The organism is Martinezella tropici, assembly GCF_008370325.1.
Classification (GTDB): Bacteria; Pseudomonadota; Alphaproteobacteria; order Rhizobiales; family Rhizobiaceae; genus Rhizobium; species Rhizobium tropici_B.
The window spans coordinates 229,188-241,559 of sequence record NZ_VNIP01000008.1 but is presented as its reverse complement, the minus strand read 5'-3'; the positions used below and the strand labels follow the sequence as shown (position 1 = coordinate 241,559).

13 protein-coding genes are annotated in these 12,372 nt (G+C 62.4%); 11 read left to right on the top strand and 2 right to left on the bottom strand.

Annotated features, from left to right (window positions below; translation table 11 throughout):
- Nucleotides 1–57 precede the first annotated feature (57 nt).
- Both alr and FP026_RS14215 read left to right on the top strand, forming a co-directional pair.
- Nucleotides 58–1,191: an alanine racemase gene (gene alr / locus FP026_RS14220; RefSeq protein WP_149635270.1), complete on the top strand. Its 1,134-nt coding sequence runs from the start codon at nt 58–60 to the stop codon at nt 1,189–1,191.
- A gap of 33 nt (nt 1,192–1,224) precedes the next feature.
- Nucleotides 1,225–2,475 (top strand): D-amino acid dehydrogenase, encoded by a 1,251-nt coding sequence (locus FP026_RS14215; protein WP_149635269.1) that lies wholly within the window; start codon nt 1,225–1,227, stop codon nt 2,473–2,475.
- 30 nt (nt 2,476–2,505) lie between these two features.
- On the opposite strand, the gene FP026_RS14210 is transcribed toward FP026_RS14215, so the two are convergent.
- On the bottom strand, nt 2,506–3,702 hold the full coding sequence (locus FP026_RS14210) for an MFS transporter (RefSeq protein ID WP_149635268.1): 1,197 nt from the start codon (nt 3,700–3,702) through the stop codon (nt 2,506–2,508).
- 120 nt (nt 3,703–3,822) lie between these two features.
- On the opposite strand from FP026_RS14210, the gene FP026_RS14205 reads away from it, so the two are divergent.
- The 6 genes from FP026_RS14205 to FP026_RS14180 all read left to right on the top strand — a co-directional run bounded on the left by FP026_RS14205 (nt 3,823) and on the right by FP026_RS14180 (nt 9,113).
- A complete protein-coding gene (locus FP026_RS14205) occupies nt 3,823–4,659 on the top strand; it encodes an AraC family transcriptional regulator (protein WP_149635267.1) in 837 nt (278 codons plus the stop codon).
- 62 nt (nt 4,660–4,721) lie between these two features.
- Nucleotides 4,722–5,498: a precorrin-6A synthase (deacetylating) gene (cobF, locus tag FP026_RS14200; protein ID WP_149635266.1), complete on the top strand. Its 777-nt coding sequence runs from the start codon at nt 4,722–4,724 to the stop codon at nt 5,496–5,498.
- A 57-nt stretch (nt 5,499–5,555) separates the two neighbouring features.
- Nucleotides 5,556–6,983, top strand: coding sequence for a precorrin-3B synthase (gene cobG, locus FP026_RS14195; RefSeq protein WP_149635265.1), 1,428 nt, complete (start codon nt 5,556–5,558; stop codon nt 6,981–6,983).
- A 2-nt stretch (nt 6,984–6,985) separates the two neighbouring features.
- Entirely contained in the window at nt 6,986–7,618 is a 633-nt protein-coding gene (locus tag FP026_RS14190; protein WP_149635264.1) for a precorrin-8X methylmutase, read from the top strand.
- Complete coding sequence (locus tag FP026_RS14185; protein ID WP_149635263.1) at nt 7,615–8,352, top strand: precorrin-2 C(20)-methyltransferase; 738 nt, start codon at nt 7,615–7,617, stop codon at nt 8,350–8,352. Before FP026_RS14190 ends, FP026_RS14185 begins: the two co-directional genes overlap by 4 nt.
- Nucleotides 8,349–9,113 carry a precorrin-3B C(17)-methyltransferase gene (locus FP026_RS14180; RefSeq protein WP_149635262.1) on the top strand — a complete coding sequence of 255 codons (765 nt, stop codon included), beginning with the start codon at nt 8,349–8,351 and terminating at the stop codon, nt 9,111–9,113. The genes FP026_RS14185 and FP026_RS14180 overlap by 4 nt, the downstream gene beginning before the upstream one ends.
- Here FP026_RS14180 and FP026_RS14175 read toward each other — a convergent pair.
- A complete protein-coding gene (locus tag FP026_RS14175; protein WP_149635261.1) occupies nt 9,077–9,847 on the bottom strand; it encodes a cobalt-precorrin-6A reductase in 771 nt (256 codons plus the stop codon). The genes FP026_RS14180 and FP026_RS14175 overlap by 37 nt on opposite strands.
- On the opposite strand from FP026_RS14175, the gene cbiE reads away from it, so the two are divergent.
- The 3 genes from cbiE to nikR all read left to right on the top strand — a co-directional run bounded on the left by cbiE (nt 9,846) and on the right by nikR (nt 12,365).
- Nucleotides 9,846–11,072 (top strand): precorrin-6y C5,15-methyltransferase (decarboxylating) subunit CbiE, encoded by a 1,227-nt coding sequence (gene cbiE / locus FP026_RS14170; protein ID WP_246665344.1) that lies wholly within the window; start codon nt 9,846–9,848, stop codon nt 11,070–11,072. The genes FP026_RS14175 and cbiE overlap by 2 nt on opposite strands.
- 19 nt (nt 11,073–11,091) lie before the next feature.
- Nucleotides 11,092–11,850, top strand: coding sequence for a precorrin-4 C(11)-methyltransferase (gene cobM, locus FP026_RS14165; protein WP_149635259.1), 759 nt, complete (start codon nt 11,092–11,094; stop codon nt 11,848–11,850).
- 77 nt (nt 11,851–11,927) lie between these two features.
- Nucleotides 11,928–12,365 carry a nickel-responsive transcriptional regulator NikR gene (gene nikR, locus FP026_RS14160; protein ID WP_149635258.1) on the top strand — a complete coding sequence of 146 codons (438 nt, stop codon included), beginning with the start codon at nt 11,928–11,930 and terminating at the stop codon, nt 12,363–12,365.
- Nucleotides 12,366–12,372: the final 7 nt, after the last annotated feature.

Here is a 12,372-nt window from a genome sequence, read left to right as displayed (position 1 = left end):
TTGATAGGCAATTTCACGATTATTTCAATAATCTGCCCTTGAAAGACGAGGGCGGACATGGACGGCGGCATAGTGGATTTGCAGGCGCCAAAATTGGCGATCGACAGCGGCGCTTGTGGTTATCTGACGATCGATCTGGCGGCCCTCTGCCGGAACTACGACAAACTGTCCTCCGTCGTTGCGCCGGCGCGCGCAGCCGCAGTCGTGAAGGCCGACGCCTATGGGCTTGGTGCAAGCCAGGTCTCCAGGGCTCTTTATGGGCATGGCTGCCGGCATTTCTTCGTCGCCCACTTCATCGAAGCGCTACGGCTGCGTCCGCAATTGGCCGGCGATGCCACAATCTTCGTGCTGAATGGCCTGCTGCCCGGCAACGAGGCAGCTTGTGCCGATGGCGGCATCGTGCCCGTGATCAATTCGCTCGATCAGCTGCGGCAATGGGCCGATATCGCACGCGCCTTCCAGCGCAGGCTGCCGGCGGTTCTGCAGTTCGATACCGGCATGTCGCGGCTTGGGATACCGCCGGAAGACAGCGCCGCCGTCGCAGCCCATCTGCGGATATCCGACGATCTCGACATCCTGTTCGTCATGAGCCACCTCGCCTCCGCCGACGAAGCCTACAGCCGGCAAAATGCCGATCAGCTCGCCGAAATGTGTCGCGTCGCATCGGAATTCCCGAGCTACGACATCTCTTTTGCGAATTCCGGCGGCATCTTCCTCGGCGGCGATTTTCACGGTGTGTTGGCACGGCCGGGCATCGCCCTTTACGGCGGTGCTCCGACGAGCGGCCAAACCAATCCCATGGAAGCCGTCGTCCGGCTCGATGTCGCCGTGGTGCAAACCCGAACAGTCCCGGAAGGCGCGCGTGTCGGCTATGGCGGCGTGCACGTGACGAAAGGCCCGACCCGACTTGCGACGATCGCCGCCGGCTATGCTGATGGCCTTCCGCGCAGCCTCAGCGACCGTGGCGCGGTTTACTATGATGGCGTGCGGCTGCCGATCGTCGGCCGCGTGTCGATGGACAGCACGACGATCGACATCAGCGCTCTGCCCGAAGACGCGCTCTCTTTCGGAAGCATGGTGGAGGTTCTCGGAGATCACCAGAGCTTGGAGGATCTTGCGCGGGACGCCGGCTTGATTTCCTATGAGATCCTGACCAGTCTCGGCCACCGCTTCCACCGTCAATACCGCTGACCTTCCCAATGCTCATTTCTCTCTGAGGACATCATGAAAGTCGTCGTTCTGGGTGCCGGCATCGTCGGCGTCACATCCGCCTATCAGCTTGCCAAGGCGGGCCACGAGGTTACGGTCATCGACCGGCAGCAGGGGCCGGCGCTGGAGACGAGTTTTGCCAATGCCGGCGAAGTCTCCTTCGGCTATTGCTCGCCGTGGGCGGCACCCGGCATTCCCGCAAAGGCGCTGAAGTGGCTGTTCATGAAACACGCCCCGCTTATCCTGCGACCGAAGGTCGATACCGCCATGCTCTCCTGGATGGTCAGGATGTTGTCCAACTGCACCTCCGAACGCTACGCGATCAACAAGAGCCGGATGCTGCGCCTTGCCGATTACAGCCGCATTTCGCTGGCCCAGCTTCGCCAGGAGACCGGCATCGCCTATGACGAGCGCATGCAGGGCACGCTGCAGCTGTTCCGCACGCAGCAGCAGCTCGATGCATCGGCAAAGGACGTCAAGGCTCTTGCAGCCGACGGCATTCCGTATGAAGTGCTTGATCGCGACGGCTGCGTTCGTGTCGAACCGGCGCTCAAGCATGTGCGCGAGAAGATCGTCGGCGGCCTGCTGACGCCGAAGGACGAGACCGGCGACTGCTTCAAGTTCACCAATGCACTTGCGGCTAAGTCCATCGAGCTCGGCGTGCAGTTCCAGTATGGCACGACCATCAAGGGGCTCGACGTTGAGGGCGGCCAGACGCGCGGCGTCATGACCGATCGCGGACGGATGGATGCCGATGCGATCGTCACAGCGCTCGGCAGCTATTCTCCGCTCTTGCTGAAGCCGCTCGGCATCAGTCTTTCCGTCTATCCGGTCAAGGGCTACTCGCTGACGATCCCGATCACCGATGCATCGCGCGCGCCGGAATCAACCGTCATGGACGAAACTTACAAGATCGCGATCACCCGCCTCGGCGATCGCATCCGCGTCGGCGGCATGGCTGAAATCTCCGGCTATACCAATGATCTCGGTCTTGCCCGGCGCCAGACGCTCGAACATTCCGTCACCGATCTCTTTCCCGGCGGCGATGTCGCCAAGGCTTCCTTCTGGTCGGGCCTGCGGCCGATGACGCCGGATGGCACGCCGGTCATCGGCCCGACAAAGATCAAGGGGCTTTACCTCAACACCGGCCACGGCACGCTTGGATGGACGATGAGTTCCGGCTCGGCGCGCGTCATCAGCGATCTCGTTAGCGGCCGCAAGCCTGATATTGACGCCACCGATCTCGCGATCAGCCGCTACGCATGACATGGCGGGCTCAGCGCCCGCCCACTTCGCTCAATGCCTTGGAATGCGCGGCAGGAAGATCGTGAACAGGCCGAGCAACGGCAGATACGAGCAGAGCGTGTAGACGAAGGGGATGCCATGCGTGTCGGCAAAATCTCCGAGAGCCGCAGCCCCAAGTCCGCCGGCACCGAAGGCGAAGCCGAAGAAGATGCCGCCGATCAGCCCGACGCGGCCGGGAATCAGCTCCTGCGCAAAGACGACGATGGCCGGGAAGGCTGAGGCCAGCACGAGGCCGATGACGACAGTCAGGACGCAGGTCCAGAACAGGTTCGCATAGGGCATCATCAGCGCGAAGGGAATGACCCCGAGAATCGAGAACCAGATGACGAAGCGAGCGCCCAGGCGGTCGCCCACCGGGCCGCCCATGATCGTTCCGACGGCGACGGAGCCGAGGAAGAGGAACAGCATCAGCTGCGCATCGCGGACATCGAGATGGAACTTATCGATGACGTAGAAGGTGAAATAGCTCGAAATGCTCGCCATGTAGACGTTCTTCGTCGCCGTCAGCAGGATGAGGATGGCAAGCGCCCACATCGCCTTGTTGCGCGAAATCGGCAAGGCGCGGCTTGGCGCGGGACGCGCCGACTGCTGGCGACGGTGATTGACGAACCAGTTACCGACCCAGCTGAGGACAATGAAGCCGATGACGGCCAGCACCGAAAGCCAGGCGACACTCTTCTGGCCGTGCTGCAGAACGAAAAATGCGGCAATCAGCGGTCCGATTGCCGAGCCGGCATTGCCGCCGAGCTGGAAGAGCGATTGCGCCAGGCCGTGGCGCCCGCCGGACGCCAGGCGGGCAACGCGCGAAGCCTCCGGATGGAAGACGGCAGAACCGAAGCCGATCAAGCTTGCAGCGATCAGGAGAACGCCGAAACTGCCGGCATAGCCAAGCAGCAGCAGGCCTGCAAAGGTGCTTACCATGCCCACAGGCAGCGAATAGGGCATCGGCCATTTGTCAGTGACGATGCCGACTACCGGCTGCAGCAGTGACGCGGTGATCTGAAACATCATCGTCAGCAGGCCGATCTGCACGAAATCGAGCGCATAATTCTCTCTGAACATCGGATAGAGCGATGTCAAAAGCGACTGCATCGTATCGTTCAGCAGATGGCAGGTGCTGACCGCCATAACGATCGATATCGTCGTCTTTTCATATCGGGCCTGTGTACCCGAAAATGCCGCAACCATGGGAGGATTCCTTGCCTGTGCCGACTGCCTTGCCGACCATATTGTTTCCTCCGCCTCTAACACGGCTTGCGTGTGTCCTTCTTTCGTGTTCTGGTCCAATAGTTTCTCGATCGGGCCAAAATGGAAAAGCTATCGAAACAGTTGCTGGCAACCCTCGACAACGATCATGTGCAGAACATGCGCTGGATGGAGGATTCGCCCGCGGATGTGCTCGTCCATAGTGCCGAGCCGCCGCAGGGCTATACCGTTCCGTGGCACCATCATCGCCGCACCCAATTGCTTTGCATCTTCGCCGGCGTCGCCCTGATCGTGACGGCGCGCGGCCGCTGGATGGTGCCGCCCGGTCATGCCCTGTTCATCCCTGTCGGGCTGGAACATTCGATCGAGATCCTGAGCGATGTCAGCATGAAATCCGTCTACGTGACGCCACGCGGCCAGCCGTCGAAGGATGAGGCTCCGCGCGTCGTCGAAGTCACGGATCTCGCCCGCAGCCTGCTGTTGGAGGCTATTCGGCTGCGGGAAGCACCGGTCAGTCATCGAAAGGCAAGACTGGTCCTGTCTCTGCTCGTCGAGGAAATAGCGACGCTGCCGGAACGGCCCCTCGGCCTCCCCTTCCCGTCCGACCGTCGGATGGCCGCGCTCTGCCGCGACTATCTGTCCAATCCGTCGCCCAACGCCAGACTGGACGATTGGGCCGAGAAACTTTCGGTGAGCCGCAGGACGTTTACACGGCAGTTTCGCAGGGAAACCGGCATCAGCTTCACGACCTGGCGCCAGCAGGCGAGCGTTTTTGCTTGTTTGCCGCAGCTTGCCGAAGGTCAGCCGGTCACCAATGTCGCGCTCGAAGCGGGTTACGAGAGCGTGGCGGCGTTTACGACCATGTTCAGGCGCATGCTCGGCACCTCGCCGCGCAGCTATATGGCCAATCGCTGGACCCTTGAGCGGCAATCGGCCTGAAGCCTCCCCTTGAAATGATCCGGCGCTTCCGGCAAACAGCGCTGAAGAGCGAGGGCAAACATATGCGGCATATTCACATCGTCGGTATCGGCACGGGAAACCCTGAACATCTGACCGTGCAGGCGATCAATGCACTGAATGCCGCCGATGTCATCCTTATCCCCAGCAAGGGGACGGCCAAGAGCGAGCTTGCCGACGTCAGGCGAGAGATCTGCCAGCGCTATGTCACCAATCCAGCCACGCGCTTCGTTGATTACGACGTACCGTCACGTCAGACCGCAGAGCGCAGCTATGTACAGAGCGTCGACGAGTGGCACGAGGCAATTTCCGCGACCTATGAGCGGCTGTTTCTGGAGCATCTGACGGAAAGCCAAAGTGCTGCCTTCCTCGTCTGGGGCGATCCGGGCCTTTATGACAGCACTTTGCGCATTCTCGAGCGGGTCGTTGCTCGCGGCAATGTTGCCCTCGACTATAGCGTTATTCCCGGCATCACCAGCATCCAGGCTCTGACCGCAAGCCATCGCATCCCGCTCAATCTCGTCGGCAAGCCGGTGCAGATCACCACCGGCCGGCGGCTAAGCGAAAGCTTTCCAGGCATTGCCGAAACGGCCGTCGTGATGCTCGATGGCGAGCAGGCTTTCAGCAAGATCGACGATCCCGACGCCTACATTTATTGGGGAGCCTATCTCGGCACCAGGGACGAGATCATCATCGCCGGCCGGCTGGCCGACGTTTCCGAGCGCATTCTTGCAACGCGCGCCGAAGCTCGCGCGCGGCACGGATGGATCATGGATATCTACCTCATGCGCAAGGGGCACGATTTCGACGATCGAGACTAACGGCCAGGTGCCAAATCGTTTGCCCGCCGATCCGGATTGTGCAAGGAAATGTCCCCTATGAAGGGCAGTCTTATGGTTGCGGCCGATGCTGAGACGGTAAAGGGTCAAGCGTGCCTCTCAAACGAGACGGCCGATCGTGACCCTTTGGCATCGTCCCTGCCTTCCATGGTTCGCGGTGCCTGCCCCTCCTTGAGCGCACCGATGCAGACGGGCGATGGGCTGCTCGTGCGCTTGCGGCCATCGACGCCAGGCCTGACGATTGCGCAGTTTCACGCTTTGGCCGAGGCTGCTCAAAAGCACGGGAACGGCCTGATCGAGATCACGGCGCGCGGCAATCTTCAGCTCCGTGGCATGACATCGGAAAGCATCGCCGGACTGGCCGCCGATATTGATCGTGCCGGCATCGTGCCGGAAAACGACGTTGCGATCGAAGTTCCGCCGCTCAGCGGCCTCGATCCATCGGAAATCGCTGACGCGCGCTTGCTCGCCGAACGCCTGCGAAGCGCGATCGATTCACTCGATCCCAAACCGCGCCTGGCTGCCAAGCTTGCCATTATCGTCGATGGCGGCGGTCAACTCGTTCTGGACGAACTCTCGGCAGATATCAGGCTGAAGGCTGTCAAGGTCAGTGACGGCCGTCAACTGTGGACGCTCGCCATCGCGGGAACGGAGGCAACAGCAACACCAATTGCCGCACTGCCGGACGCACAAGCAATTGCCGGTGTCATCACGCTGCTGAAAACCTTGGCCGCAATCGGACCCCGTGCCCGAGGTCGCGATCTGGACGCCGCGTCACTGCAAGCGCAATTTCCCTTCTCTCCCGACCTCGCCCGCAATGAAACCATCCAGCCGGCCCCTCCTGTGGGCGTCATCCCGCTCGATGACGAACGCTCTGTGCTCGGACTACGTCCAGCCTTCGGGCAGATCTCCGCGCAACACCTCATTTGCTTTCTCGACGCGGCGGAGGTGGCGGGAGCGCGTGAAATTCGGACAGGATCGGAACACAGCCTGCTGCTGCTCGGCCTTCCGCTTGAACGGATCGAAAGTATCCTGGCTGCCGCAGCCGATTGCGGCTTTCAGACACGCCCCGGTGATCCGGCAAATTATGCAATTCCCTGTGCCGGCGCCGGCGCATGCGCTTCCGCGTATTATGCAACGAGAGAGGCCGCCGCCGATCTGGTCGAAGTGGGAGCTGACCTGCTTGACGGCTCGCTCAAGGTGCACCTGTCTGGCTGCATAAAAGGCTGCGCCCATCCCTCGCCGGCAATGCTCACCATCGTCGGTGCTGCAACGGGCTATGCTATTGTCGTAAATGGGTCATCATCATCAGAGCCCGTGGCTTACATCCACAAGGAAGACCTGAAATCGACGCTGGCTGCGCTCGGGCAACTGGTACGGAACAACAAAGCTGCTGGCGAATCGGCGCAGCAGTGTCTTAAACGGCTCAGCCGGGACGCAATCGCGACGGCTTTACGACAGGGATAGAAATGCCTGACTATGACTATATCCGCGAGGGAGATGCGATCTATGAACGCTCCTTCGCGATCATCCGCAGCGAAGCCGATCTCACGCGTTTTCCCGAAGCCGAGGCCGATGTCGCAGTCCGCATGATCCACGCGTGCGGACTGGTGGAAGCGGCAGAGCATTTCCTGTTCTCCCCCGATTTCGTCACATCCGCCCGCAAGGCGCTGTCTGCTGGCGCGCCGATCTTCTGTGATGCCGAGATGGTCGCCCGCGGCGTCACCCGCGCCCGCCTGCCGGCCGCAAACGAGGTGATCTGCACCCTGCAGGATCCGCGCACGGCCGAGATCGCCAAGACCATCGGCAACACACGCTCGGCTGCTGCCATGCAACTTTGGACCGACCGGCTTGCCGGCTCGGTCGTCGCCATCGGCAACGCGCCGACCGCCCTCTTCCACCTTCTGGAAATGCTGCGCGATGGCGCGCCGAAGCCGGCCGCGATCATCGGCATGCCCGTCGGCTTCGTCGGCGCGGCGGAATCGAAGGATGCCCTTGCCGAGAATTCCTATGGCGTCCCCTTTGCCATCGTGCGCGGCCGGCTTGGCGGCAGTGCCATGACGGCAGCCGCCCTTAACGCTCTTGCGAGGCCGGGCCTATGAGTGCGCCATCCAATGGAAGCCTGATCGGCGTCGGCACCGGCCCCGGTGATCCGGAGCTGCTGACGGTCAAGGCCGTCAAGGCGCTGGAGCGTGCCGATGTCGTCGCCTACTTTGCCAAACAGGGCAGAGGCGGCAACGGACGAGCCATCGTCGGCGACCTGCTGAAAGCGGACGTGACACTGCTGCCGCTCTACTATCCCGTCACGACCGAGATCGATAAGGACGCACCCGACTATATCGGCCAAATCACCGCCTTCTATGACGTCTCGGCCGAGATGGTGGCGGCTCATCTGCGCGAAGGCAAGACCGTTGCCGTGCTCAGCGAAGGCGATCCGCTCTTCTATGGCTCTTATATGCATCTGCATGTCCGCCTTGCCGATCGCTTCCCGACCGAAGTCATTCCCGGTGTAACGGCCATGTCCGGCTGCTGGTCGCTGGCCGGATTGCCGATGGTGCAAGGAGACGACGTGCTCTCCGTGCTCCCGGGAACCATGGCGGAAGCCGAACTTACCCGCCGGCTTGGCGACACCCAGGCGGCCGTCATCATGAAGGTCGGCCGCAACCTGCCAAAAATCCGCCGCGCACTCGATGCCGCCGGCCGGCTTGAGGAAGCGATCTATGTCGAACGCGGCACGATGGCGAACGGCGCCATGACGCCGCTTGCCAGCCGCGACGATGCCGAGGCACCCTATTTCTCCCTGGTTCTTGTGCCCGGTTGGGAAGGAAGACCATGAGCGGGCGTCTCTATGTGATCGGCACCGGCCCCGGCAACCCCGCACAAACGACGCCGGAGGCATTGGCTTCGGTTGCCGATGCCCATGAATTTTACGGTTACGGTCCTTATCTCGACCGCCTGACACTTCGCAGCGATCAGATCCGCCAGGCATCCGACAATCGCGAGGAGCTGGACCGCGCCAAAGTGGCGCTGCAGCGGGCCGCAAGCGGCGTCAATGTCTGCGTCGTTTCCGGCGGCGATCCCGGCGTCTTTGCCATGGCGGCGGCGGTCTGCGAGGCGATCGATCATGGCCCGGCGGAATGGCGCGCGGTGGACCTGGTCGTCGTACCGGGTATTACGGCCATGCTTGCCGTGGCGGCGCGCATCGGCGCGCCTCTCGGGCACGATTTCTGTGCGATTTCGCTATCGGACAACCTGAAGCCCTGGCCGCTGATCGAAAACCGGCTCCGCGCAGTCGCCGAGGCAGGCTTTGTGATTGCGCTTTACAATCCGATCAGCAAGGCGCGGCCCTGGCAGCTCGGCAAGGCCTTCGAGATCGTGCGGGACGTATTGCCTCCAGACACGCCGGTCATCTTCGGCCGGGCCGCAGGCCGGCCAGACGAGCGCATCACGGTGGCGCGACTTGGCGACGCTGAGGCCTCGCAGGCCGATATGGCGACCTGCGTCATCATCGGCTCGGCCGAGACGCGCGTCATTGCCCGCGAAGGACGTCCGGATCTGGTCTATACGCCGCGCTTCATCAGGGAAGAGACGAAATGATCGATCCGATCGAGCGCAGCGTCCACTGTTTCGACCACCGGCAAGCCGGCGGTCTCTGCGCGCTCGACCATAATCGCCTTGATTCCGAGCTGCCTTGCCGCCTCGATCTTTCCGTAAGTCGCGTCACCGCCGCTATTCTTGGCGATGACGATTTCGATTCCATGCCGTTGCAGCACATCCAGCTCGTCTTCCAGGCGGAACGGACCCCGGCTGTGGATATAGCTGACATGCGGCACGGTCAGCGGCGGCTCGACGGGATCGACGCTGCGGACCCAATAATGGTGTTGCGGCGCCGCGTTCGCCTGATGCGCCTCCTGCCGCCCCGTCGCCAGGAGAACGCGCAAGGGTGCTGTGCCGAGCGCGGCTATGGCCTGCGAAACGCTATGCACCGACAGCCAGTCGTCGCCTTCGACCGGCAGCCAGGCGGGACGGCGCAACGCAAAGGCCGTCACAGCGCATTGGGTAGCCGCCTGCGCGGCATTGGCGGAGACGCGCGCCGCGAAGGGATGGGTTGTGTCGATCACCAGATCAATCTTTTCATCGCGAAGATAGCGAGCAAGGCCCTCCGCTCCGCCGAAACCGCCGCTGCGCACCGGAACGGGCTGCGGGGCTGGGTCGGCAGTTCTGCCCGCAAGCGACAGGACGACGTCCAGATCGGCGCGGGAAGCAAGGGCTGCCGCCAGAGCTCGGGCCTCCGTCGTACCGCCGAGGATCAGAATGCGGGCCTTGCCCATGGTTGAGACACCTTCAGTTCAACGCTGGCTTACTCTTATCGGCATCGGCGAAGACGGTCCAGCCGGCATCGGCGACGAGGCCAAACGGCTGATTGCCGAAGCGCCTGTAGTCTTCGGTGGAGCCCGCCATATCGAATTGATGAGGCCTATCATCACCGGGGAGACCCAGACATGGCTCTCACCATTCGAAAAATCCGTCGAGGCGCTGCTTGCCCGGCGCGGGGAACCGACGGTGGTTCTTGCCTCCGGCGATCCGTTCTTCTACGGCGTTGGGGCGACACTTTCACGACGCATTGCGGCTTCTGAAATGACCGTCATTCCGGCTCCCTCCTCCTTCAGCCTTGCCGCGTCGCGCCTCGGCTGGCCCTTGCAGGACACCACGGTTCTGTCGCTTCACGGCCGGCCCATCGACCTCATCCGGCCGCACCTGCATCCCGGCCGCAAGATCCTGGCGCTGACATCCGACGGAAAAGGGCCTGCCGAATTGGCCGCCCTGTTGCAAAGCTCAGGGTTTGGTCAATCTCACGTCACGGTTCTGGAGGCGCTGGGCGGACCGGATGAAAAGATCTCTCGGCAGAGTGCGGCCGATTTTTCCCTATCCGGCATCAACGATCTCAATCTCTGCGGCATTGAAGTCAAAGCCGACGTCGGCGCGCGGATTTTGTCGCTGAGCGCCGGTCTTGCCGACGAGTTTTTCGAGCATGATGGCCAGATCACCAAGCGGGAGATGCGTGCAATCACGCTATCGGCGCTCGCGCCACGCCACGGCGAGCTGCTTTGGGATATCGGCGCCGGCTCCGGTTCGATCGGCATCGAATGGATGCTGGCCGATCCTTCGCTGCGCGCCATTGCCATCGAGGCATCGGTGGAGCGTGCGGCGCGAATCCGCCGCAACGCTACGAATTTCGGCGTGCCGAGCCTGATCATCGTCGAGGGAGAGGCGCCGAATGCGCTTGCTGGCCTGCCGGCACCGGATGCGATCTTTATCGGCGGCGGTGGCAGCGATGCCGGCGTGCTTGATGCCGCCATCGGCCAATTGAAAAGCAGCGGCAGGCTGGTCGCCAATGCCGTTACGACCGAGATGGAAGCCCTCCTGCTCGCCGAACAGGCACGCCGGGGCGGCTCGCTGATCCGCATCGATATCGCGCGCGCCGCGCCAGTAGGCCGCATGACCGGCTGGCGGCCGGCCATGCCGGTGACGCAATGGTCGTGGACCAAGCCATAATTCAGAACGAGGTAGAGCGATGACAGTGCATTTCATTGGCGCAGGCCCCGGAGCGGCGGACCTGATCACGGTGCGCGGCCGGGATCTGATCGGAAAATGCCCCGTCTGCCTCTATGCCGGCTCGATCGTTTCGCCGGAACTGCTGCAATATTGCCCGCCGGGCGCGCGCATCATCGACACCGCGCCGATGTCACTGGATGAGATCGAGGCCGAATATCTGAAAGCCGCAGCCGCCGGCGAAGACGTCGCGCGCCTGCATTCCGGCGACCTCTCGGTCTGGAGCGCTGTCGCCGAGCAGATCCGCAGGCTTGAGCAGCACGGCATCGACTATACGCTGACCCCAGGCGTTCCTGCCTTCGCCGCTGCAGCCTCGGCGCTCGGGCGCGAGTTGACCATACCGGCCGTTGCCCAGAGCCTGGTTTTGACGCGGGTCTCCGGCCGAGCCTCGCCCATGCCGAACAATGAGACGCTGGAAAAATTCGGCGCGACCGGGGCAACACTTGCCATCCACCTGGCGATCCACGCACTTCAAAAGGTCGTCGAGGATCTGACGCCGCTTTATGGCGCCAATTGCCCGGTTGCGATCGTCGTCAAGGCATCCTGGCCCGATGAGCGGATCGTTCGAGGCACGCTTGCCACGATCGAGGCAAAGGTCGCCGCCGAACCGATCGAGCGCACGGCATTGATCTTCGTCGGCCCATCGCTTGGCGCCAGCGATTTCCGCGAAAGCTCGCTTTACGACCCGACCTACCAGCGTCGTTTCCGCGGCCGGCAATAAAGCCGGATACCGTTGCAAATCGCCTCGAAATTTCCTCTAGTCGATACCAACAAACGGCGGGGAACGAGGATCAGGACATGCAGCGCATTACCATCACCATCGATGACGATCTTCTGGAAACGATCGACACGATCAGCGCGCAACGAGGCTATGCCAGCCGCTCGGAAACCTTGCGCGATCTCGTTCGCGATGCCGTCACGCGCGCGCAGCCGAGGGTTGACAGGGAAGCCAGATGCTATGCGGCGCTGACCTATGTCTATGAACACGAAACCCGCGACTTGTCGCGCCGGCTGACGACGGCGCAACATCATCACCACGATCTTTCAATCTCGACGCTTCATGTACACATCGACGGGCATGATTGCCTCGAAGTTTCGGTGCTGAAGGGCAAGGCGGAGGAGATAATGACCTTTGCCGACAGCGTGGTGACGCAGCGCGGCGTGCGCTTCGGGAACCTGCACATCATCCCATCGGACCATGGCGCGGAGCACCCCGAAACGCATTCGCATGATTGAACGAGTG